The sequence below is a fragment of the Isoptericola sp. b408 genome, assembly GCF_030588085.1.
GTDB lineage: Bacteria > Actinomycetota > Actinomycetes > Actinomycetales > Cellulomonadaceae > Isoptericola > Isoptericola sediminis.
Genome location: NZ_JAUQYQ010000001.1, coordinates 746296 through 768253, shown reverse-complemented (window position 1 = coordinate 768253; position 21958 = coordinate 746296). Strand labels below are relative to the sequence as shown.

Sequence of the window (21958 nt, the reverse complement as noted above, 5' to 3'; positions counted from 1 at the left end):
TCGGAGGGAGCCGCCTGTCGGAATCGAACCGACGACCTATTCATTACGAGTGAATCGCTCTACCGACTGAGCTAAGGCGGCGTGCCGTGCACGACCGGGACAGGTCCCGATCAGCGGGCGAGGCAACACTACCCGACGGTCAGGCCGGACTCCAAAGCGATCCGTGGAGCGACGTCGTCGGGTCGGTCACACTCTATGAACGGCCCGGCGCACGCCGTCCTGACTCGCGGCAGACCGCCCTGACTCGCGGCAGGCCACGCTGACTCGGCGCGGAGTGTGCTGACTCGCGGGGAACGATCCTGACCCGCGGAAGATCGTCCTGACTCGCGGGGAACGGTCCTGACTCGCGAGGAGTCGGGTCAGCAGGTGAGGCCGTCCTCGGGCACCGTGCCCTCGATGAGGTAGTTCTCCACGGCGTCGGCGATGCAGTCGTTCGACCGGCCGTAGGCGGTGTGCCCCTCGCCCTCGTAGGTCACCAGCACCCCCGAGTCGAGCGCGTCGGCCATCCCCTCGGACCACACGTACGGCGTCGCCGGGTCGTTGGTGGTGCCGATGACGACGATCGGGTCGGCCCCGGGCGCCGCGACGTCGTACTCCTGCTCGGCCGGCGGGTAGGGCCAGTCGGCGCAGGAGAGGCCGCCGTACCCGAAGAAGGAGCCCATCGTCGGGGCGGCCTCCTCGATCTCCTTCGCCTCGGCACGCATCGTCTCGACGTCCGTCGCACCCGCGCTGTCCAGGCAGTTGATCGCCGTGAACGCCTCGGTGGAGTTGGTCGCGAACGACCCGTCGGCGTTCCGGTCGTTGTAGAAGTCGGCCAGGTAGAGCAGCGTGTCCCCGGTACCGGCGTTGATCGCCTCGTCGAGGGCCTGGGTGAGCACCGGCCAGCTCTGCTCGGCGTACAGCGTGACCGCGACCCCGTAGAACGCGAGCGTCTGGGTGACGTCGCGGTCCCCGCTGGTCAGGTACGGGTTGTCGTAGGCGCGGTCGAGGACGTCGCGCACCTGCTGCATGCCCTCGTCGACCGACCCGGTCAGCGGGCAGTCCGCGCCCGCCTGGCAGTCGGTGACGTAGGCGCGCAGCGCGTTCTCGAAACCGACCGCCTGCCCGGCGGAGATCTCGTCGGCGTCGAGGGTCGGGTCGATCGCGCCGTCCAGGACCAGTCGGCCGACACGGTCGGGGAACAGCCCCGCGTAGGTCGCACCCAGGCTCGTGCCGTAGGAGAACCCGAGGTAGTGCAGCTGGTCGTCACCGAGCACCGCGCGCAGCAGGTCCATGTCCTTCGCGGCGCTCTGGGTGTCGACCTCACCGAGCAGCTCGCCGGTGTTCTGCTCGCACGCCTCGGCCCAGGCGGCGGCCGACTCCCGCGCGTCCTCGAGACCGGCGTCGGTGGTCAGGTCGTAGTCCTCGCTGAGGTACTCGTCCTTCTTGGCGTCGTCGAAGCAGGTGACCGCCGTCGAGTCCTGGACCCCGCGCGGGTCGAAGCCGACGATGTCGAACGACTCGCGCAGCGGCTCCCCGAACGAGCCGTTCTCCACGAAGTCGGTCCCCGACCCGCCGGGTCCACCGGGGTTGACCAGCAGGGAGCCGACCTTCTCCCCCGTGGCCCGCGTGCGCACGAGCTCCAGCTCGATGCTGCCGGCCTCGGGGTCGTCCCAGGACAGCGGCGCCGTCGCCGTCGCGCACTCGAACCCGCCACGGCAGCCGGACCACTCCAGGTCCTGGGCGTAGAAGTCCTCGAAACCCTCCGGGCCGCCGGCCACGGGGTCGGAGCCCGCCTCGACGGTCGCCTCGCCCACCGGGGTCGCGGTCTTGGCCGGCGCGTCGGCCGTGCAGCCGGCGAGCGCCAGCGCGGCGGCGGCCACCCCTGCCAGCACGCCGGTCCGTCGGCCGGCGGGGACGTCGGGGTACGGGCGGGGGCGGCGGGCGGGGAACTTCACCCGGACAACCTACCGGCCGCGTCGAGCCCGGCCCGGCACCTTCACCGAACCTCCTCCGGCGCGTCGTCGCTGATGGCAGGAAGGGGCTGTCAGCCCTGGGGACGCAGCGCGATCGCCATCGCCTCGACGGCGAGCAACGGCGCCACGTTGCCCTCCAGCCGCTCCCGCGCCTGACCGATCGCGTCCATGCGACGCACCGTCTGCTCGGGTGTCGAGTCGCGGGCCAGGCCGCGCACCGTGTCGGCCTGCTCGCCGTTGACCGGCTCGACGTCCGCGCCGAGCTGGACGACCAGCACGTCGCGGTAGAGCGAGAGCAGGTCGACCATCGCCCGGTCGAGGACGTCGCGCTGGCTACGGGTCGCCCGGCGCTTCTGGTCGTCCTCGAGCTGCTTGACCTGCGACCGGAGCTTGGGCGGGACGGTCTCTCCCTCGGCCACGCCCAGCGCACGTAGGAGCTCGGACTTCTCGGCGGCGTCGCGTTCGGTGGTCGCGGCGGCCGCCTCGGCCTTGGCGACCTCCACGAGGTCGGCGGCGGCCAGCACGGCGTCGGGCACCCCGCGGATGCGGCGCGCGATCCGGAGCACGTCCGCCCGGCGCTGCCGAGCCTCCGGGTCCCGCGCCAGCCGGCGTGCCATCCCGACGTGGGACTGCGCGGCCTGCGCCGCCTGCAGCGCCACCGCGGGGTCGACCCCGTCGCGGCGCACCAGCAGGTCGGCGACGTCCCGGGCCGGGGGCACGCGCAGCGCGACGCTGCGGCACCGCGAACGGATCGTCGGGAGGACGTCCTGGCTGCTGGGTGCGCACAGCACCCACACGGTGTGCGCCGGCGGTTCCTCGATCGACTTGAGCAGCACGTTGGTCGTGCGCTCGACCATCCGGTCGGCGTCCTCGACGACGATGACGCGGTAGCGGCCGGCCGACGGCGTGCGCGACGCCGTGGTGATGAGGTCGCGCACCTCGTCGATCGCGATGACGACCTTGTCCGTGGCCACGACCGTCAGGTCCGGGTGGGTCCCGGCCAGGGTGGTCGTGCACGCGCGGCAGCGCCCGCACCCGCCCTCGGGGCACTGCAGCGCGGCGGCGAAGGCGCGCGCCGCGACGGACCGGCCCGACCCGGGCGGTCCCGTCAGCAGCCATGCGTGGGTCATCGCGCTCGGGTCGGTCGCGGCGCGCCGCAGCACGCCCACCGCCTCGGGCTGGCCGACGACGTCGTCCCAGACGGTCACGACGTCCCCTCCTGGTCCGTGCGGGCGTGCTCGGGCCCGACGTCGGAGGGATCGGCCGACGCCCACCTGCGCACGGCGGCGACCTCGGGGTCGGCCAACCGCACGGCCTCGCCGACGACGGGGGTCAGGTCCAGGCGCGAGGCGACGTCCACGCGGATCTGCGCCTGGATGTCGTCGACCGTGCCGGTGGCGTCGACCACGAGCCACCGGCCCGGGTCCGCGCTCGCCCGACGCAGGAACGCGTCGCGGGTGCGGCGGTGGAAGTCGAGTCCGGCCCGCTCGAGCCGGTCGGGCTGTCCCTCGCGGCGCGCGGCGGCGGTGGCGGGATCGACGTCGAGCAGCACCGTGACGGCCGGCAGCAGTCCGTCGGTGGCCCATAGTGAGAGGTTCTCGACCTCGTCCTGGGACAGCTCGCGCCCTCCCGACTGGTAGGCGACCGAGGAGTCGAGGTACCGGTCGGTGACGACGACGGCGCCGCGTTCCAGCGCCGGCCGGATCACGGTGGCCACGTGGTGGGCCCGGTCGGTGGCGTACAGCAGGGCCTCGGTGCGGGGGTCCACGTCGCCGCCGTGCAGCACGGCCCGGCGCAGCTCCGCCCCCAGGGCCGTGCCCCCGGGCTCGCGGGTCAGCACGACCTCGCGCCCGGTGACCGTGCCGAGCCACTCCGCGAGCAGGCGGGCCTGCGTCGACTTGCCGGCGCCGTCACCGCCCTCGAAGGACACGAAGTACCCGGGTGCGCTGCTCACGCCCACACCCTAACCGGGCCGTCCCACACGGCTCGTGCTGTGGTATTGGTCGCATCAGGGGGTCCTCGGCACGCAGGACCCTCCCGGTAGCGGGACGATAGGGACACCACGACCGAAGGGGACGACGATGACCGACGACGGAACAACCACCACGCTCACCCCGGACGAGTGCTGGGCCGTGCTGGCCGCGCAGCCGATCGGCCGCCTCGCGACCGCCGTCGCCGGCGAGCCGGAGATCTTCCCGGTCTCGCACGCCGTCGCCGACGGACACGTCTACTTCCTCACCCGTCCGGGCAGCAAGCTGGTCGAGGTGACGGTCAACAACCGTGTCGCCTTCGAGGCGGACGAGTGGCGCTTCGACACCGCCTCGAGCGTCGTGCTCAAGGGCACCGCCGAGGTCCTGGAGAAGGACGAGGACATCGCCGCCGCCGAGGCGACCGAGCTCGTGCCCTACCTCGACGACGGCAAGAACGTCTGGGTCCGGATCACGCCGACCGAGATGAGCGGCCGCCGGCTCACCCGGTGACCGGCGGGCGCCGCCAGGCCCGCCGCGGCGGCCCCGGCGGTCGCTGGCTCCCCGGCGGTCGCGCTCACTCGCCGGGGTAGACGACCCCGAGCTGGGCGCGCGCGTCGTCCAGGATGCTCATCACCTCGAGGGTGTGCTCCCACGGCATCCGCGGGCTCTCGGTCCGCCCGGCCGCGAGGCACCGGGCGACCTCGGCGGCCTCGTACGCCTTGCCCTCCCCCGCCGGGGAGGTGAACGACCAGGTGGTGCCGTCGTCCCGCACCACCCGGAAGCCGGTCGGGGTGAAGAACCACTCGGGGATCTCGATGTGGCCGCGCGTGCCGATGATGCGGGCGCCGGCCGCGCCCTTGGCGGTGGAGGACGTGTGCAGCACCGCCTGGGCGCCGGACTCGTACCGCAGGATCATGCTGACGTGGTCGTCGACGCCCGTCTCCGCCAGCGTCCCGCGGGCGACGGTCTCGGCCGGCACGCCCAGCAGGTCGTGCACGAGGGTGATCGGGTAGATGCCGAGGTCCAGCAGCGCACCCCCCGCCAGCTCCGGGGCGAACAGCCGGTGCGTCGGGTCGTAGTCCCGGTAGATGTCGAAGTCGGCCAGCACCGTGCGCACCTCGCCGATCTCGCCGCGGGCGATCGCCGCGCGGATCGCCGCGACGTGCGGCAGGTAGCGGGTCCACACCGCCTCCAGCAGGAACACCCCGGCCTCGCGCGCGGCGTCGAGCAGCGCACGCGACTCGGCCACCGAGCGGGTGAGCGGCTTCTCCACGAGGACGTGCTTGCCGGCGGCGATCGCGAGGCGGGCGTGCTCGAGGTGGTGCGAGTGCGGGGTGGCGACGTAGACCACGTCGACGTCGTCGTCCGCCACCAGGTCCTCGTACGACCCGTGGGCCCGCGCACCCGGTGCATGGGCGTCGGCGAAGGCCTGGGCCTTGTCCACCGAGCGGGAGCCGACGGCGGTCACCCGCGACGCCGTGCGGTCCCGGACGCCGTCGGAGAAGGACCCGGCGATGTTCCCCGCACCGAGCACCCCCCACCGGATCGCCGGGGCGGCCATCAGGTCGGGCACGGTGCCGGCGAGGTCGTCGGCGGTGAGACGGGCGGCGTAGGTGGACGGCGTGGCGGCGGTGCGATCGGTCATGGGTCCACCGTAGGCGCGGCGTCGCGGTGGGCGGCGGCGATCACCGCCGCGGAGGCGGCGCGCACCCGATCGAGGTCGTCGAGGCCGAGCCCCGAGGCCGCCACGACACGACCCGGCACCTCGACCGCCTCGGACCGCAGGGCCCGGCCGGCCTCGGTGAGGTGCACCTCGACCACGCGCCCGTCCGCGGCGGACCGTCGCCGCTCGAGGAGTCCCTGCTGCTCCAGGCGCTTGAGCAGGGGCGAGAGCGTGCCCGGGTCGAGGTACAGCCGGCCGGCGAGCCCGGTCGCCGTCGTGGTGCGCCCTGCACCGGCGGCCTCCCACAGGCCCAGCAGGACGAGGTACTGCGGGTGGGTGAGACCGAGCGGCTCGAGCACCGGGCGGTACAGCGACACCATCGCCCGGGACGCCGCCGACAGCGCGAAGCAGACCTGCGTCTCGAGCGCGAGGGGATCCACCGGTCGGTCCATGCGCTCAGGGTAGGCCGAGCCCTCCGGTCCGACATATAGTTGGTGCACCAATCTTTGGTGGGCCACACATCAGGAGACGCCGTGGGACTGTTCCGCCGCCGCCCGGACGACGACCGCACCTGGGGCATGCGGTTCACCGAGTCGTTCCTGCCGGTCTTCGGGCCGGCGTCGATCCGCAGGACACCGCCCGTGCCCCCGAGCGCCGAGGACCTGGCTCGCGAGGCCCGCCTGCACAGCACCTACGAACAGGTCACCGGGGCCGACGGCCACCGTTACGTCGTCGAGCGCCACCCCGACTGACCGCGCGGGGGCCGCCATGACGACGCCGCACGCTGCCGTGCCGATCTCGTTGCGCCTGGGACAGGTCCCCGCCATGCTCAACGCCGAGCTCGCCGACGACCCCGTCTACGACGGCTTCGAGCTCCAGCGGTTCGACGACCCCGAGCACGGCACCGGAATGCTCGCGTTCCTCACCCGTCGGGCGGACGGCACCGTCGACTACGCCGTCCAGCGTGGCCTGCGGCTGGACCGCGCCCGCTACGGCATCGGCGGCGGCATCCGGTCGTGGCGCGAGATCGACTTCGACCGGGACCGGCTCGAGGTGAGCGACGCCGGCACGGTGGCGCAGGTGCGGTTCGCCGACGCCGACGGCCACGTGGTCGAGATCGACGTCGACGACCGCGCTGCCGGCCCCCGGCGGCCGGCAGCGCTGCTCGCGCCCCTGGGTGCCGCGATCCGGCAGCCGGCCTCGCTGATGCTCGTGTGGATGCCGAGCTTCGACCTGCTGCGCGCGATCCCGGGTCACGACCCCGTGGTCCGCATCGGGGGCCGGGACGTGGCGACCGGCCGGCTGCCCGCAGGGCGCCTCCACGGCAGGCTCCTGGTCAAGACCTCCGGCCGGCTGTGGGTGCTGGAGCTGAACCGCGACGGCGATCCCCCGGCCGTCGCGGGCGGGCCCGGGGAGGCCGCTGCCACCACCGACGGTGACGCGCTGCGGGGCGTCCGCGCCACCGCGGACGGACATGCCGCGCGGGTGCTCTTCCGCCCGCCCCTGCCGGACCCGGGCGAGCTCGCCGACGGCGACGCCCGGCACGGTGCGTGGCGCGTGCTGCTCGACGACGCGCTGCTCACGGGCGGCACCTGGAGCGTCGAGGTCGTCGACGGTCGCGCCGAGGTCGAGCTCGCGGTGACCCGGCAGTGGCGTCCGCGCCGACTGCCGTGGCTGATGCGCCTCGTCACCACGGCGCTGCCGGTGTTCCGCACCTGGCCCACGACGTACGCCTGGCACGCCTCGGTCCCCCTCGACGGCGGCCCCGCGGCGACCGCCTGGCGCCGGACGGGGACCGCGGGAGCGGCGGCCTACCGGCGGGCGACCGGCAGCTGACCGCTACTTCTTGGTCGTCGACGACTTCTTCGCGGTCGTCTTCTTCGCGGCCGGCTTCTTCGCGGTCGACTTCTTGGCCGACGTGCTGCGCTTCTTCGGCCCCTGGGCCCGCTTCTCGGCGAGCAGCTCGATGGCCCGCTCGGCCGTGATCGACTCCGGGGTGGCGTCCCGCGGGAGCGTCCGGTTGGTCTCGCCGTCGGTCACGTACGGACCGAACCGCCCGTCCTTGACCACGATCGGCTTGCCGCTGGTCGGGTCGTCGCCGAGCTCGCGCAGCGGCGGGGTCGCCGTCCGGCCCCGGCCACGCTTCGGCTGGGCGAAGACCTTCAGCGCCTCGTCGAGGGTGATCGTGAAGAGCTGCTCCTCGGACTCGATGGACCGCGAGTCCGTGCCCCGCTTGAGGTACGGCCCGTACCGGCCGTTCTGCGCGGTGATCTCCTCCTCGGTCTCCGGGTCGGTGCCCACCACGCGCGGCAGCGACAGGATCCGCAGCGCGTCCTCCAGCGTCACCGTGTCCAACGACATGGTCTTCAGCAGCGACCCGGTGCGGGGCTTGGGCTGGGCGGCCTTCGCCTTCTTCTGGGCTGCCTGGGAGAGGTTCGGGTCGATCTCGGGCAGGTCGAGCTTCTCGGTGACGAACGGTCCGAAGCGGCCGTTCTTCGCCACGATCTCGTGGCCCGACTCCGGGTCGACACCGAGCACGCGCCCGTCGTCGGCACCGGCCTTGAGCAGCTCACGCGCCTTCTCGACCGTCAGCTCGTCCGGGGCCACGTCGTCGGGCACCGAGGCCCGCGGCGCCTTGCCGTCCTTCCCCGGCTCCGCCCGCAGGTCCTCCAGGTACGGCCCGTACCGACCGACCCGGACCCGGATGCCCTCGCCGATCTCGACCGAGTTGATGACCACGGGGTCGATCTCCCCGAGGTTCTCCACCAGGTCGCGCAGGCCCCACTGCTCGTCGCCGCCGGAGCCGTCCCCGAAGTAGAACCGCGTCAGCCAGGCCAGGCGCTCCCGGTCACCGGACGCGATCTGGTCGAGGTCGGCCTCCATCTCGGCGGTGAAGTCGTAGTCGATGAGCCGGGCGAAATGCTCCTCCAGCAACCGCACGACGGCGAAGGCCAGCCACGTGGGCACCATGGCCTGGCCCTTGGTGCGCACGTAGCCGCGGTCCTGGATCGTCGAGATCGTCGCCGCGTAGGTGGACGGGCGCCCGATCCCGAGCTCCTCGAGCGCCTTGACCAGGGACGCCTCCGTGTAGCGCGCGGGCGGGCTCGTCGAGTGCCCCTCGGCCGCGATCTCCGTCCCTGCCAGGGCGTCGCCCTCGGCCATGCGCGGCAGCCGGCTCTCCTTGGGGCCGGCGGGCGCGGAGCCGCCGCCCTCAGGGGTCTCGACGTCCGTCGACTCCTCGTAGGCGGCGAGGAAACCGCGGAAGGTGATGACCGTGCCCGACGCCGAGAAGACGGCGTCGCGACCGGCCCGGTCACCGGCGCCGTCCCCGAGACGGGCGCCCAGCCTGACGGACGCCGTCGACCCCTTGGCGTCGGCCATCTGCGAGGCGACGGTCCGCTTCCAGATGAGCTCGTAGAGCTTGAACTGGTCCCCCGAGATCTCACCGGCCACCTGCGCCGGGGTGCGGAAGGAGTCGCCCGCGGGACGGATCGCCTCGTGCGCCTCCTGCGCGCCCTTGTTCTTCGAGGCGTACAGCCGCGGCGCACCGGGCACGTACTCGGAGCCGTACAGCTCGGCGGCCTGGCGCCGGGCGGCGTCGGTCGCCTCGGCGGACAGCGCCGGCGAGTCGGTGCGCATGTAGGTGATGTAGCCGTTCTCGTACAGCGCCTGCGCGGTGCGCATCGTCTGCCGCGAGGCCATGCGCAGCTTGCGCGACGCCTCCTGCTGCAGGGTCGAGGTGGTGAACGGCGCGGCGGGCTTGCGCGAGTACGGTTTGGTCTCCAGGGACCGGACCGTGAAGGCCGCCTCGTCGAGCCCGGCGACGACCGCCCCCGCGGCGGCCTCGTCGAGGTGTACGACGCCGGTGCGCACCTTGAGGCGGCCCAGGTCGTCGAAGTCGCGACCCGTCGCGACCCGGTCGCCGTCCAGACCGGTCAGGCGGGCGCGGAAGAGCTGGCCGGCGTCGTCCCCGGACTCGGGGGCGAAGGAGCCGGTGACGTCCCAGTAGTCGGCGGTGACGAACGCCATGCGGTCCCGCTCGCGCTCGACGACCAGCCGCGTGGCCACGGACTGCACCCGGCCCGCGGACAGGCCCTGGCGGACCTTGCGCCACAGGACGGGCGAGACCTCGTAGCCGTAGAGGCGGTCGAGGATCCGGCGGGTCTCCTGGGCGTCGACGAGGTCGTCGTCCAGGTCACGGGTGTTCTCGAGCGCCCGGGTGATGGCCTCGCGGGTGATCTCGTGGAACACCATCCGCTTGACGGGCACCTTGGGCTTGAGCTCCTCGATGAGGTGCCAGGCGATGGCCTCGCCCTCGCGGTCCTCGTCCGTGGCGAGGTACAGCTCGTCGGCGTCCTTCAGCGCGGCCTTCAGCTCCCGCACCTTGGACTTCTTGTCGGCGTGCACGACGTAGTAGGGCTCGAAGCCGTTGTCGACGTCGACGGCGAACTTCTTGTACGGCCCCTTCTTCATCTCCGCCGGCAGCTCGGACGGCTGCGGGAGGTCACGGATGTGGCCGACGCTGGCCTCCACGACGTAGTCGTCGCCGAGGTAGCCCTGGATCTTGCGAGCCTTCGTCGGGGACTCGACGATCACGAGCTTGCGGGCCTGAGGCATCCGTTCCTGCTTTCCGACGGTGATGGCGGGACGCGGCGCCGGGAGCGTCGCGTCCTGTCACGGTACGACACGCTCGACGACGGCGGAACTCTACCGAGGCACGCCCGGCCCGGCGCACGGCGGTCCACAGGGCCACCACCGGGCGGCGGCGCTCAGTCCCGCGGTCGTGCCGTCGCCTGACGCATCAGGAGGAGCAGCGCGAACGTCACCGCGGTGGCGGCGAGGACGCCGAGGACCCCGACCGCGTAGGCGGTGACGTCCTCGCCGATGGGCACGCTGGCGGCGTCGACGAGCCGCACGCCGCCCGCGAGGGCCACCGTGCCGGCGACCAGGGCGCTGAGGAGCAGGAGTCCCGCGACCACGGAGGAACCGGGCGACGACAAGGCGTTCGGCCGGGCCTCGCCCGTGGGCAGTCGGTGCCGGCGCGGGGCGACGTCGAGCGACGAGGACGGCGTCAGGGCGCACACGAGGGCGCCCCAGGCGAGCACGACGAACAGGGCCGCGACGACGTCGGACGGCCGGTGCCACTGCCCGACGAGCGTGGCCACACCCGTCGCGGCCGTGTACGAGGCACCCAGCAGCGCGACGACGGCCCGCCAGGCCCGCGGGGTGGCGAAGAGCAGCGCGACCGAGACGGAGGCCGCCACCGTGGTGTGCCCGCTGGGCAGCGTGTTGCCGCTGTACCAGCCCGGCAGCAGGTCGGGGCGCGTCAGCAGGTAGTGCTTCAGCACCTGGGTGGTGAGGTTGGCCCCGCCGACCAGGGCCGCGACCTGCAGCGCCACGACCCACCGTCGACGGACCACCGCGACCAGCATCGCGGCGCCGATCCCGGCCACCACGAACGCCACCGACACGACGTCGAGCACGGGCTCGGCCACCCGCCACAGGCTGTCCTGCCCGTAGAGCGCGCCGTCGCGGGCGAGGTCGTCGAGCTGCTGACCGGGCAGGGTCGTGACCAGCACCCGGTACGTGAGCCAGACCCCGAGCGCGGCCACGAGCGCGATCACCGCCGCCGCGGCCTGGGCCAGCGGACGGGTCTCGGGCTGCGGAGGTGCGGCGACCTGCGCCACCGGCCGCGATCCCTGTGCGGTCGTCGCGCCCGTCGGCCGGGGCGGCGCGACCGGGACCTCGTGGAAGTCGCCGTTCATGCAGGTCAGGATAACCAGTCCGTGTGGTGTTCCGGTGGACGGCCGGTGCACTCTCCGGACGGCGGCGCGTCCGGTCAGCGGGACAGGTCCGGGGGCAGGCCGTGGGCCCCGGCCGACGCCGGGTCGTGCAGGTGGCAGGCCACGCGGCGCGCCGCTTCCTGCGCGCCCCGGTCCCCGAGCGCCGTGGCGGTCAGACCGGGCCGCACCTCCCGGCACACGTCCATCGCGTGCGCGCACCGGGGCGCGAACGGGCAGCCCGGCGGCAGCCGGTGCATGTCGGGCGGGGCGCCGGGGATCCCCGTCAGCTCCCGGCGCTCGCCCCGCAGGGGCGGGAAGGAGTGCAGCAGGGCTGACGAGTACGGGTGCCGGGGCCGGCGGTAGATCTCCTCGGCACCGGCGTCCTCGACGATGTCGCCCGCGTACATGATCGCGATGCGGTCGGCGATCTCGATGAGCAACGACACGTCGTGGGTGATGAAGACGACGGAGAAGCCGAGACGCTGCCGCAGGTCGGCGATCTCCTCGACGATCTGCCGCTGCATGACGACGTCCAGCGCCGTCGTGGGCTCGTCCATGACGAGGACCTGCGGGTCCAGCGCGAGCGCCATGGCGATCATGACCCGCTGACGCATCCCGCCGGAGAGCTGGTGCGGGAAGTCGCGCAGCCGGTCGGCGTTGATCCCGACCATCTCCAGCAGCGACGCGGCCTGGTCCCAGGCCTCCCGCCGGCGCATGCCCGGACGGTGCGCCAGGATGCCGTCGGCGATCTGCCGGCCGACGCGGTAGACGGGGTTCAGCGAGTTCATCGCCCCCTGGAACACGATCGCGGTGTCCCGCCAGCGCGAGGCGCGCAGCTCGGCGTCGCTCTGGCGCAGCACGTCGGTGCGTCGTCCGTCCCGGTCGGTGAAGTGCACGCTGCCGGAGGTGATGAGCCCGGGGGGCGGCAGCAACCGGGTCGCGGCGTAGGCGAGGGTCGACTTGCCGCAGCCGGACTCGCCGGCCAGGCCCAGGACCTCGCCGCGGTGCAGCGTGAGCGAGACGTCCCGCAGCACGTGGGTGGCGTCGTCGACGTAGCCGTAGTCGACCGAGAGGTTCTCGATCTCGAGCACCGGCTCGCCGACCGCCCCCGTCGGGGCGGGCACGTCGAGGGTCGAGGCGGTCATGAGCGCTCCTTGCGGGTCGGGCCGGCGGCGGCGCCGGCACGGGGTCGTGCCCCCGGTGGCGTGCGCAGGACCGGCGTGAAGCCGATCCGCGGACGGATGCGCCGGCGCCGCAGGACGCGGGCGTTCATCCCGGTGCTGCGCAGGCGCGGGTTGACGAACTCGTCGATGCCGAAGTTGACCAGCGTCAGCGCCATGCCGAGCAGGGCGATGCAGAGGCCCGCCGGGACGAACCACCACCAGGCGCCGCGCTGCAGCGCGAGGTTGTTCTGCGCCCAGAACAGGATGGTTCCCCAGTTCCAGTCGGAGACGGGCGTGATGCCGATGAACGCCAACGTCACCTGGGACATGACGGCGAACGTCACGGTGCCCACGAACCCGGCGGCGATGATCGCGGTGAGGTTGGGCAGCACCTCGGCGAGCACGAGGCGCCAGGTGCGCTCGCCGTTGGCCCGCGCCGCCTCGACGAAGTCGCGCTTGCGCAGCGACAGCGTCTGGGCGCGCATCACCCGGGCGCCCCACGCCCAGCCGGTGGCCCCGATGACGAGCGCGACGGTGACGCCGCCGGCGGTGGGGAGCTGGCCGGCGATGATGATGATCAGCGGCAGCTGCGGGATGACGAGGAACACGTTCGACAGCGCCGAGAGCGTCTCGTCCCCGGCGCCGCCGACGAACCCTGCCGTCACGCCGACGACGACGCCGAGCACGGTGGCCGACACCCCGGCGATGAGCCCGACCACGAGGACCCCGCGGGTACCGACGACGATCTGGGACAGGATGTCCCGCCCCGTGTGGTCGGTGCCGAGCCAGTGCGTCCACGACGGCGGCTGCAGCAGGTCCACCGAGACCTGGTTGGGGTCGTAGGGGGCGATCCACGGCCCGACCACGGCCAGGACGCCGAAGAAGAGCAGGATGCCGATCCCGGTGAGGGCCTTGCCGTTGCGCAGGAACAGGAACCGTTTCGGTCGGCGCGGGTCGCGCGTCCGGTGTTCGACGGCGGGTTCGACGACGGTCTCGGACTCGACCAGCGACGTGTCCTGGGCCATGGGTCACCCCTCCTGACGGGCGCGCGGGTCGAGCGCGGCGTAGACGAAGTCGGCGATGATGTTCGCGCCGAGCACGGCGAGCGTGATGACGAGGAAGCAGCCCTGCATCAGCGGGTAGTCCTGGGTGTTGACCGCCTGGAACAGCGTGTAGCCGATGCCCTGGTAGGAGAAGACCATCTCCATGATCAGGGTGCCGCCGACGACGAACCCGAGGGACAGGGCGAAGTTGGAGACCTGCGGCAGGATCGCGTTGCGCGCGGCGTAGCCGACCATCACGGTGCGTTCCGGCAGGCCCTTGGCGTGCGCGACGGTGACGTAGTCCTCCGAGGAGACCGTGACGACCATGTTGCGCATCCCGAGGATCCAGCCGGCGATCGAGGACAGCACCACCGTCAGCGCGGGCAGGAAGCCGTAGTAGATCACCGAGCCCACGAACTCCCACGACCACGCGGGCACCATGCCGCGGTCGTAGCTGCCCGAGGAGGGGAACCAGCCGAGCGTCACCGAGAACACGGTGATCGCGATGAGGCCGAGCCAGAAGTACGGCACCGCGGAGAAGAAGGTCGTGATCGGCAGCAGGGCGTCCGCCCAGGTGCCCCGGCGCCACCCGATCGCGACGCCGATCGACGTCCCGAGGACGAAGGCGATGATCGTGGCGATCCCCACCAGCCCGATCGTCCACGGCAGCGCCTGCTGGACGATCTCGGCGACCGGCGTCGGGAAGAACGTGAACGACAGCCCGAGGTCGCCGCGCAGCAGCAGACCCCAGTAGTCGACGTACTGCTGCCAGATCGAGGAGCTGGTGTCGAGGCCGAACAGGACCCGGATGGACTCCTCCGCGTTGGAGTCGATCCGTCCCTGCATGCGCCCCATGAGGGCCGTCACCGGGTCGCCCGGCATCAGACGCGGGATGAGGAAGTTGATGGTCACCGCGGCCCACGCGGTGATCAGGTAGAAGATCGTGCGGCGGACGGCGAACCTCACGGGGTCCCTCCTTCGTCGGTGCGCCGCCCGTAGGCGTCGAGGACGTCGCCGAGGCGCGGGCGGTCGGCACGGTCCGCGTACCCCCAGCAGGCGACCGCGCGTCCCGCGGCGACCTCGATCAGCGCCGGCGTCTCGGTGCGGCACACGTCGGTGGCGAAGGGGCAGCGGGGGTGGAACCGGCACCCGGCGGGCGGGTCGACGAGGCTGGGGGCCTCGCCGCGAGCCCCGTGGGCCCGGGTCGCGAGGTCGTCCGGGTCCGGCGCCGAGCCGATGAGCAGCTGGGTGTACGGGTGCCGCGGGTCCTGGGTGACCGACTCGCTGTCACCGGTCTCCACGACCCGCCCGGCGTACATCACGGCCGTCCGGTCGGCGAAGTAGCGGGCCGAGGCGATGTCGTGCGTGATGTAGAGGATCGCGATGTCGAGACGGTCGCGCAGGTCCTGCAGGAGGTTGAGGATGCCGAGCCGGATCGAGACGTCGAGCATCGAGATCGGCTCGTCGGCCAGCAGCACCTCGGGGTCGGCGGCCAGGGCCCGGGCGATCGCGACGCGCTGCCGCTGACCCCCGGAGAGCTCGTGCGGGAACTTGTCGATGTACCGCTCGGTGGGGCTGAGCCGGACCCGCTCGAGCAACCGCTCGATCGCGGTCTCCAGCTCGGCGCCGCGCAGCCTGCCCTGGTGGATGCGCACGCTGCGCGAGAGCGTGTACCGCACCGTGTGGACCGGGTTCAGCGAGCCGAACGGGTCCTGGAAGATCATCTGGACGCGCCCGACGTAGGCCCGGAATCCTCGGCGACGACGCACGGTCGCGTCCCGGCCGTGCAGCTCGAGGCTCCCGGCGGTGCGCGGCATCAGCTGGGCGAGCAGGCGGGCGATGGTCGACTTGCCGGACCCGGACTCGCCGACCAGGGCGACGACCTCGCCGCGGTGCAGCGTGAGGTCGACGTCGTCCACGGCGTGGACGACGGCGCCGCGGCGGCCGCGGACCGGGAAGTGCTTGGTCAGGCCGACGGCGCGCAGGACCGGGACGTCGCGCTCCGTGGCGGCCGGGGACGGGTCGGTTGCTGAGGTACTCATGCGGTCACCTGGGTGGGAAGGGACGGCGGGACGGGACCGCGACGTCCTGGTCAGTCCGTCGCGGGCTCGAGCTCGAGCAGGATCTGCAGCGCCTGCGAACCGGTCGGCTGCGGCTGGTTGTACGGGTCCTCCTCCGAGGGCCAGCCGACGTAGTTGACGGTCGAGTACTGCGCCGTGGCCGGACGTGCCCACAGGGCGATGGCGGGGACGTCCTCGACGAAGTGCTGCTGGATCGTCGCCAGCGCCTCGGAGCGCTCGGCGTCGTCGGTCGTCGCGGCGTAGGTCGCGAGCGCCTCGGTGACGTCCTCGTTCCGGTAGCGGCCGAAGTTCCACGACGCCGGCTCACCGAGCGGCTCGTACTGGGCACCGTCCATCATGTTGGAGTACAGGTCCCAGGGGGTGGCGCCGCCGTCGGTCCAGTGCAGCGTGGCGTCGAAGTTGCCGGGCGGGACGATGTCGGCGAACCAGCCGTCCGCGTTCGCGGGCTGGACGGTGGCCTCGGCGCCGAGCTCGGCCGCGGCGTTCTTGATGAGGTCGAGCGCGGTGAGGTAGTCGTTCCAGCCGGCCGGGTTGGTCAGCTCGAAGGTGACGGGCTCGCCGTCGGGGTCCACGAGCTGCTCGCCCACCCCGGTGTACCCGGCGTCGGTGAGGACCTGCTTGGCGCCCTCGACGTCCGCGGACAGCTCCTCGCCGGCGAGCTCGTCGCTGATGAACTCCTCACCGGCGGGCAGCGGCAGCCCGGTGACGCTGGTGATGGGCGGGTTGACGCCGGAGGTGGCGACGTCGGTGATCGACTGCCGGTCCAGGGCCATGTTGAGCGCCCGGCGGAAGGCGACGTCGTCGAACGGCTTCTCCTCGTTGTTGACGAAGAGCGCGTCGATGCCCAGCCCGGCCGCCGCGTACTGGTGGTAGTGCTCCGGGTCGGCGGCGATGTAGACGTTCTCGTAGTCCGCGATGAACGTCCAGCCCCACTGCGCCTCACCGGTGGTGAGCGCCGTGGTCAGCGCGTTGTTGTCGTTGTACGAGGAGTAGCGGATCTCCGGCACGGACAGCTCGCCGCCCCAGTAGTCGTCGCGGGCCACGACGGTCGCCGCCTGCGGGGTCCAGGACTCCAGGGTGTACGGGCCGGTGCCCACCGGTTCGGTGTTGGTGTACGTCGTCGGGTCCTCGACGTCCGCCCACAGGTGCTCGGGCACGATGAGCATGTCGGCGAGCTTGGCCGTGTTGACGTACTGCGGGGACCCGAAGGTCACGGTGACGGTGGTCCCGTCGGACTCGACGGACTCGATCGGCAGGGCCGAGGTGTTCAGCCCCTCGTGATCCTGGCGGAGCTGGATCGAGAAGGCCACGTCCTCGGCGTCGAACGCCTCGCCGTCGGACCAGGTGACGCCCTCGCGCGGCGTGACGACGGCCTGGGTGTAGTCGTCGTTCCACTCGATGGACTCCGCGAGCCAGGGCTGCGGCTCCTCGGCGGGCTTGGCGTCGTTGGCCATCATCAGCGGTTCGTAGATGACGAAGGCGTAGCCGAGGGACAGGGCGGCCGAGCCGGTCGCGAAGGGCGACTGGTTCTCGGTCTGGGTCCCGTTCGGCATGCCGACGGTCAGGACCTCGCCGGTGGCCGCGGCGGTCTGGTCGTCGGCCGTGTCGGCGCTGGTGTCGGTGTCGCCACCGCCGCCGCACGCCGTCGCCAGCAGAGCGACGGCGGCGACTCCGGCGAGCGACGCGGAGAGCTTGCGGATTCTCACGGTGTGCCTCCTTGCACGTGTTCTTCGGTGGAGCGTTCCTGGGGGGACGGTCGGTCGGTGGCCCCGTGGACGGGGACGTCCAGGGGCCACCGCAGGTCACGGACGGAGCGGCCGGCCACGAGCCGGTAGGTGCCCGACGGCGTGGTCCAGCCCGCGTGGGCGTCCCACGTCTGCAGTGCGCGGCGCGGGACCGTGACGTCGACCTCGGCGGTCCCGCCCGGCGCGACGTCGACGACGGCGAACCCGCCGAGCCAGCGCACGGGCCGGGCCGGGTCACGGACGGCGGTCCCGGCGGGCGGCTCGACGTACACCTGGACGACCTCCCGGCCCGACCGCGGCCCGGTGTTGCGCACGCGGACCCGCACCACGGCACCGGCCGTGGGGTCCACGGGCGGGTCGAGGAGCTCGGCCGCCTCGTACGACCACGTGGTCCAGCCGAGGCCGTGCCCGAAGGGGGCGGCCGGCTCCGGGCGCGAGGCCGCGCCGTCGGTGTCGCGCCGGCGCTCCCAGGCCCGGTAGCCGACGTCGAGCCGCTCGGTGTAGTCGACGACGCCGTCGGCCGGCACGGCGTGCGGCACCGGGACGTCCTCGGCGCGCGCCGGCAGGGTCCAGGGCAGCCGGCCGGACGGCTCGGTGACCCCCGTGAGCACGTCGGCGAGCGCGGCCCCGGCCTCCTGCCCCGGCAGCCAGCCCCACAGCACCGTGGGCACCTCGGCGAGCCAGGGCAGGAGCACGGGGGCGCCCGCGTTGACGACGACGACGGTGCGCGGGTTCACGGCCGCCACGCGGCGGACGAGCTCGTCCTGGTTGCCGGGCAGCCCGAGGTCCGTGCGGTCGAACCCCTCGGACTCGACCTCGTGGGTCGTGCCCACCACGACCACGGCGACGTCGGCGGCGCGGGCGGCCTGCTCGGCGGCGTCGAGCTCCTGCTCGGCGGAGGGTCCGGGGCGCCGGTGCACGAGCTGGGCGCGGACGAACCGGTCGTAGCCGACGGGGTGGACGACCTGCAGCTCGGCGACGAGCTCGGCGGACGACCCCGTGACCCGCGCCGTGGCGGCGACCGGGTGGTTGTGGGCCGAGGCGAGGATGACGTCCTCGGTGGCGACGACGTCACCGGCGGCGATCTCGTGGCCGTCCAGCACGACGCGGTGCACGCCGACCGTGCCGACCCCGATCTCGTGGACACCCTGCTCGGCCACGTCGACCCGTGCGCTCAGGCGCACGGTGACGTCCTCGGCGTGCAGGTCGGTCATCCAGCCGTCCCACCGCGTCCGCGTCTCGGCACGGCGCACCGCACCGGTCCGGTCGAGCACCTCGAGACGCATCCCCGGTGCTCCGGTGACGGGGTCCGTGCACCGGTCCAGGTCCAGGGGAGGCGGGTTGCGCAGCGCCCGCGACCCCGCCACGACGTCGAGGTGCGACCCCTCCGGCAGCGCCTCGGCGAGCGCGGGGGCCGGGTAGGACAGCCGGTCGGGGACGACGAACGAGGAGCCCCCGCCCTGGAAGAACGGTTCGACGGCGGCGGCCCCGAGCAGCGCCACGCGCAGCGGCGCGCGGTCCTCGACGCCCGGCAGCGGCAGGAGCCCGGCGCGGTCCTGCAGGACGACGGTGGAGCGCCCGGCGAGCTCGCGCAGGAACGTCTCGCGCGCCTCGGGCACGGCGAACGCCGGGGCCGGTCGCGAGGCTCGACCTTCCGGGACCGCGGCGTCGTCGCCGGGCGGCGTGAGGCGGCCGACCCGGTGCGCGAGCCGCAGCAGACGTCGCACCTTGTCGTCGAGGTCGGCCTCGGTGACCGCCCCGGTCTCGAGGGCCGCGCCCAGGCCGTCGCCCCAGGCGCCGTCGGGACCGGGCATCTGCAGGTCGAGCCCGCCGCGGACTGCCGGCGCGACGGAGCGGGTGGCGACCCAGTCGGAGACGACGAGCCCGTCGAACCCCCACTCGTCCTTGAGCACCCCGGTCAGCAGCGGCCGGTGCTCGAGCACCTGTGCGGCGGTGGTGCCGTCGTCGACGCCGCTGTAGGCGCCCATGACGCTCCACGCGCCCGCCACGACGAGCCGTTCGAACGGCGCCAGGTAGACCTCGCGCAGCGTGCGGGGGTCGACCCGGGCGAGGTAGCGGGTGCGGTCCGTCTCGGAGTCGTTCGCGACGTAGTGCTTGACGCACATGCCGACGCCGTCCTCCTGGGCGGCCGTGACGACCGCGACGGCGACCTCGGCCGTCAGGTGCGGGTCCTCGCTGTAGCACTCGAAGTGCCGGCCGGCGACGGGGGTGCGCTGGAGGTTCACCTGGGGTGCCAGGACCAGGTGCACCCCGTGGCGGCGGGCCTCGGCGGCGAACAGGCGGCCCACCCCGCGGGCCGCCGCGACGTCCCAGGTGGCGGCGAGCGCGGAGGGGGCCGGCAGCATCGCGGAGCTGGACGAGCCGTCGGGCCGGCGCACACCGACCGGGCCGTCCGACATGACGACGGGCGCGAGCCCGATGCGCTCGATCCCGCGGGTCGACCACATGCCCGCACCGACGACGAGGGAGACCTTCTCCTCGGCGGTCAGGCGGGTGAGGAGCCCGTCCAGGACGGTCTCCTCGGTGGGTGTCCCGACGGTCGTCGGGAGGGCGGTCGGCGATGACACGCGATGTCTCCTGTTCCGGCGCGGCTGTGCGTCGCGTCACAGTGAACCATACTTACTTACTTGTTAGTAAGTGGATTGGATCACAGTATGGTGACGTCATGAGCCAGGCCACACCTCCCCGGTCCCGCCGCGTCCCCCGTGCCGAGCGGCGCGAGGAGATCCTGGCGGCCGCCGCCCGCGTGTTCGGCTCCAAGGGGTACCGCGCCGGCTCGCTCGCCGAGGTCGCGGAGCAGGTCGGCATCACGCACGCCGGGGTGCTGCACCACTTCGGGAGCAAGGACCGGCTGCTGTGGGAGGTGCTCGAGTACCGCGACCGCGTCGACGTCGAGCACCTGGAGGGCCAGCACATCCCCGGCGGGCTCGAGCTGTTCCGGCACCTGGTCACCACGGCCCGCCGCAACGCCGACCGCCGCGGCATCGTGCAGGCCTACACGGTCCTGACCGGCGAGGCCGTCACCGACGGGCACCCGGCCGCGGACCGGGCACGGACCCGCTTCGGGGTGCTGCGCGAGGACATCGCGTCGGCGCTGCGCACCGTCGCGGACGAGCGCGGCATCGACCTCGCGGAGCAGGACGCCGTCCGGGCGGCCAGCGCCGTCATCGGGGTGATGGACGGACTGCAGACCCAGTGGCTGCTCGACCCGGAGGTCGTCGACCTGGCTGAGTCGACCGCGTTCGCGATCGAGGCGATCCTCCGGGCCGTGCTGCCCGGGGTCGAACCGCTGCCGGACTCCCCCGGGACGCCCGGGGCACCGTGACGGACGCGCGCGTCAGGCCGGGCGTGGCGCGTACATGATCACCGCGACGCCGACCAGGCAGACGAGGGCGCCGATCACGTCCCAGCGGTCCGGGCGGAACCCGTCGACCGCCATCCCCCAGACCAACGACCCGGCGACGAACACCCCGCCGTAGGCGGCCAGGATGCGGCCGAAGTGGGCGTCCGGCTGCAGCGTCGCGAAGAACCCGTACAGGCCGAGCGCGATCACCCCCGCACCGATCCAGAGCCAGCCCCGATGCTCGCGGACGCCCTGCCACACCAACCAGGCGCCGCCGATCTCGAACAGGGCGGCGGCCACGAACAGGACGACGGATCTCAGCACGGTCATGATCCAGTCTCCCGCCGTCGGCGGCCGAGGGCGCGAGCTCTCAGCGGCCGAAGACCTGGGTCCACCACGGGCCGCCCTGGCCGGGTTCCTTCCCGAGGCCGTGACGCGTGTGCGAGCACTCGAGGATGTTCGCCCGGTGGCCGGGGCTGTCCATCCAGGCCTGCACGACCGCCGCCGCGTCCGGCTGACCGACGGCGATGTTCTCGGCCGCCAGCCCGCTCACGCCCGCGGCGTCCGCCCGGTCCCAGGGGGTCAGACCGTCGGGGTCGGTGTGGTCGAAGTAGTCGCGCACGCGCATGTCCTGCGAGTGCGCCGTCGCGAGCGCGTCGAGCTCGGGGTCCTGCCGGAGCGGTCCGCACCCGGCGTCCGCCCGCTCCGCGTTGACGAGCTCGAGCACCGCGGCGGCCGCGGCGCCTGCCGGGCCCTCACCGTCCGCGTGACCGGAGCCCTCGCCCCCCGGCTTCTCCGAGGCCGCCCGGGGGTCGGGTGTCGGCGACGGGGCGGGCTGCACCCGCACCGCGGGGGCGACCTCTTCCGTCGAGCGTTCGCCGTCCACGACGATCGCCGGCCCGAGGTTCGCGGCGACGTCCGGGGACGGCCCCGGATCCCCCGGCCCTGCGGCGTCCGTCACGCCGGGGGGACCCACGGGGCGGACGAACGACGGCCCGGCCGGCGCCGCCGCGGTCGATCCCGCGGGATCCGCTCGTTCCGGACCCGACCGGAGCGCGTCAGGGGCGACCCCGGCCAGGACGGCCAGCAGGCCCAGGCCGATGACGAACGGGACACCGAGCCGAACGGGCGAACGCCACGAGGGCACGGCATGTCGAGGGCTCATCACCGCCGCACGCTACCGGTCGCCAG

At 73.4% G+C, this 21958-nt stretch carries 19 protein-coding genes and 1 tRNA gene; 4 read left to right on the top strand and 16 right to left on the bottom strand.

Annotated features, from left to right (window positions below; translation table 11 throughout):
- Window positions 1–8: 8 nt before the first annotated feature.
- The 4 genes from Q6347_RS03525 to tmk all read right to left on the bottom strand — a co-directional run bounded on the left by Q6347_RS03525 (window position 9) and on the right by tmk (window position 3909).
- Window positions 9–81: transfer RNA gene (locus Q6347_RS03525), tRNA-Thr, on the bottom strand.
- A 278-nt stretch (window positions 82–359) separates the two neighbouring features.
- Window positions 360–1937 (bottom strand): alpha/beta hydrolase, encoded by a 1578-nt coding sequence (locus Q6347_RS03520; RefSeq protein WP_304606697.1) that lies wholly within the window; start codon window positions 1935–1937, stop codon window positions 360–362.
- Window positions 1938–2026: 89 nt separating this feature from the next.
- Complete coding sequence (locus tag Q6347_RS03515) at window positions 2027–3163, bottom strand: DNA polymerase III subunit delta' (RefSeq protein ID WP_304602640.1); 1137 nt, start codon at window positions 3161–3163, stop codon at window positions 2027–2029.
- Window positions 3160–3909, bottom strand: coding sequence for a dTMP kinase (gene tmk / locus Q6347_RS03510; protein WP_304606696.1), 750 nt, complete (start codon window positions 3907–3909; stop codon window positions 3160–3162). The genes Q6347_RS03515 and tmk overlap by 4 nt, the downstream gene beginning before the upstream one ends.
- Before the next feature lie 127 nt (window positions 3910–4036).
- Here tmk and Q6347_RS03505 point away from each other — a divergent pair, with 127 nt between their 5' ends.
- On the top strand, window positions 4037–4435 hold the full coding sequence (locus Q6347_RS03505) for a pyridoxamine 5'-phosphate oxidase family protein (protein WP_171246481.1): 399 nt from the start codon (window positions 4037–4039) through the stop codon (window positions 4433–4435).
- A 64-nt stretch (window positions 4436–4499) separates the two neighbouring features.
- Here Q6347_RS03505 and Q6347_RS03500 read toward each other — a convergent pair whose 3' ends face one another.
- Window positions 4500–5570, bottom strand: coding sequence for a Gfo/Idh/MocA family protein (locus tag Q6347_RS03500; protein ID WP_304602642.1), 1071 nt, complete (start codon window positions 5568–5570; stop codon window positions 4500–4502).
- The gene (locus Q6347_RS03495; protein WP_304606695.1) at window positions 5567–6040 is read right to left on the bottom strand and encodes a MarR family winged helix-turn-helix transcriptional regulator; all 474 of its coding nucleotides are present in this window, start codon (window positions 6038–6040) and stop codon (window positions 5567–5569) included. The genes Q6347_RS03500 and Q6347_RS03495 overlap by 4 nt, the downstream gene beginning before the upstream one ends.
- 81 nt (window positions 6041–6121) lie before the next feature.
- Between Q6347_RS03495 and Q6347_RS03490 the strand changes: the two genes are divergently transcribed.
- A complete protein-coding gene (locus Q6347_RS03490) occupies window positions 6122–6340 on the top strand; it encodes a hypothetical protein (protein WP_304602644.1) in 219 nt (72 codons plus the stop codon).
- A 16-nt stretch (window positions 6341–6356) separates the two neighbouring features.
- The gene (locus Q6347_RS03485; protein WP_304606694.1) at window positions 6357–7424 is read left to right on the top strand and encodes a hypothetical protein; all 1068 of its coding nucleotides are present in this window, start codon (window positions 6357–6359) and stop codon (window positions 7422–7424) included.
- Between the two features lie 3 nt (window positions 7425–7427).
- Here the strand turns inward: Q6347_RS03485 and topA are convergent, their stop codons facing one another.
- From topA to Q6347_RS03445, 8 genes are all read right to left on the bottom strand, one after another.
- On the bottom strand, window positions 7428–10205 hold the full coding sequence (gene topA, locus Q6347_RS03480; RefSeq protein ID WP_304602646.1) for a type I DNA topoisomerase: 2778 nt from the start codon (window positions 10203–10205) through the stop codon (window positions 7428–7430).
- A gap of 152 nt (window positions 10206–10357) precedes the next feature.
- Window positions 10358–11353 carry a phosphatase PAP2 family protein gene (locus Q6347_RS03475; RefSeq protein ID WP_304602647.1) on the bottom strand — a complete coding sequence of 332 codons (996 nt, stop codon included), beginning with the start codon at window positions 11351–11353 and terminating at the stop codon, window positions 10358–10360.
- 74 nt (window positions 11354–11427) lie between these two features.
- Window positions 11428–12516: an ABC transporter ATP-binding protein gene (locus Q6347_RS03470; protein ID WP_304602648.1), complete on the bottom strand. Its 1089-nt coding sequence runs from the start codon at window positions 12514–12516 to the stop codon at window positions 11428–11430.
- Window positions 12513–13559 (bottom strand): ABC transporter permease, encoded by a 1047-nt coding sequence (locus Q6347_RS03465; protein ID WP_304606693.1) that lies wholly within the window; start codon window positions 13557–13559, stop codon window positions 12513–12515. Before Q6347_RS03465 ends, Q6347_RS03470 begins: the two co-directional genes overlap by 4 nt.
- Window positions 13560–13562: 3 nt before the next feature.
- On the bottom strand, window positions 13563–14543 hold the full coding sequence (locus tag Q6347_RS03460) for an ABC transporter permease (protein WP_171246490.1): 981 nt from the start codon (window positions 14541–14543) through the stop codon (window positions 13563–13565).
- On the bottom strand, window positions 14540–15619 hold the full coding sequence (locus tag Q6347_RS03455; RefSeq protein WP_304602651.1) for an ABC transporter ATP-binding protein: 1080 nt from the start codon (window positions 15617–15619) through the stop codon (window positions 14540–14542). Before Q6347_RS03455 ends, Q6347_RS03460 begins: the two co-directional genes overlap by 4 nt.
- 50 nt (window positions 15620–15669) lie before the next feature.
- On the bottom strand, window positions 15670–17364 hold the full coding sequence (locus Q6347_RS03450; RefSeq protein WP_304602652.1) for an ABC transporter substrate-binding protein: 1695 nt from the start codon (window positions 17362–17364) through the stop codon (window positions 15670–15672).
- Window positions 17361–19991, bottom strand: coding sequence for a glycoside hydrolase family 3 protein (locus Q6347_RS03445; protein ID WP_304606692.1), 2631 nt, complete (start codon window positions 19989–19991; stop codon window positions 17361–17363). Before Q6347_RS03445 ends, Q6347_RS03450 begins: the two co-directional genes overlap by 4 nt.
- A 98-nt stretch (window positions 19992–20089) precedes the next feature.
- Here Q6347_RS03445 and Q6347_RS03440 point away from each other — a divergent pair, with 98 nt between their 5' ends.
- Window positions 20090–20749: a TetR/AcrR family transcriptional regulator gene (locus Q6347_RS03440; protein ID WP_304606691.1), complete on the top strand. Its 660-nt coding sequence runs from the start codon at window positions 20090–20092 to the stop codon at window positions 20747–20749.
- A 12-nt stretch (window positions 20750–20761) separates the two neighbouring features.
- Here the strand turns inward: Q6347_RS03440 and Q6347_RS03435 are convergent, their stop codons facing one another.
- Together Q6347_RS03435 and Q6347_RS03430 are read right to left on the bottom strand one after the other, a co-directional pair.
- The gene (locus tag Q6347_RS03435; protein WP_171246494.1) at window positions 20762–21097 is read right to left on the bottom strand and encodes a YnfA family protein; all 336 of its coding nucleotides are present in this window, start codon (window positions 21095–21097) and stop codon (window positions 20762–20764) included.
- A 40-nt stretch (window positions 21098–21137) separates the two neighbouring features.
- On the bottom strand, window positions 21138–21932 hold the full coding sequence (locus Q6347_RS03430; RefSeq protein WP_304602655.1) for a CAP domain-containing protein: 795 nt from the start codon (window positions 21930–21932) through the stop codon (window positions 21138–21140).
- Between the last annotated feature and the right edge of the window lie 26 nt (window positions 21933–21958).

Coding starts and splice junctions, on each gene's coding strand:
- Q6347_RS03505 (WP_171246481.1), top strand. CDS start 4,037: ATGACCGACGACGGAACAACCACCACGCTCACCCCGGACGAGTGCTGG.
- Q6347_RS03500 (WP_304602642.1), bottom strand. CDS start 5,570: ATGACCGATCGCACCGCCGCCACGCCGTCCACCTACGCCGCCCGTCTC.
- Q6347_RS03495 (WP_304606695.1), bottom strand. CDS start 6,040: ATGGACCGACCGGTGGATCCCCTCGCGCTCGAGACGCAGGTCTGCTTC.
- Q6347_RS03485 (WP_304606694.1), top strand. CDS start 6,357: ATGACGACGCCGCACGCTGCCGTGCCGATCTCGTTGCGCCTGGGACAG.
- topA (WP_304602646.1), bottom strand. CDS start 10,205: ATGCCTCAGGCCCGCAAGCTCGTGATCGTCGAGTCCCCGACGAAGGCT.
- Q6347_RS03475 (WP_304602647.1), bottom strand. CDS start 11,353: ATGAACGGCGACTTCCACGAGGTCCCGGTCGCGCCGCCCCGGCCGACG.
- Q6347_RS03470 (WP_304602648.1), bottom strand. CDS start 12,516: ATGACCGCCTCGACCCTCGACGTGCCCGCCCCGACGGGGGCGGTCGGC.
- Q6347_RS03465 (WP_304606693.1), bottom strand. CDS start 13,559: ATGGCCCAGGACACGTCGCTGGTCGAGTCCGAGACCGTCGTCGAACCC.
- Q6347_RS03455 (WP_304602651.1), bottom strand. CDS start 15,619: ATGAGTACCTCAGCAACCGACCCGTCCCCGGCCGCCACGGAGCGCGAC.
- Q6347_RS03440 (WP_304606691.1), top strand. CDS start 20,090: ATGAGCCAGGCCACACCTCCCCGGTCCCGCCGCGTCCCCCGTGCCGAG.
- Q6347_RS03435 (WP_171246494.1), bottom strand. CDS start 21,097: ATGACCGTGCTGAGATCCGTCGTCCTGTTCGTGGCCGCCGCCCTGTTC.
- Q6347_RS03430 (WP_304602655.1), bottom strand. CDS start 21,932: ATGAGCCCTCGACATGCCGTGCCCTCGTGGCGTTCGCCCGTTCGGCTC.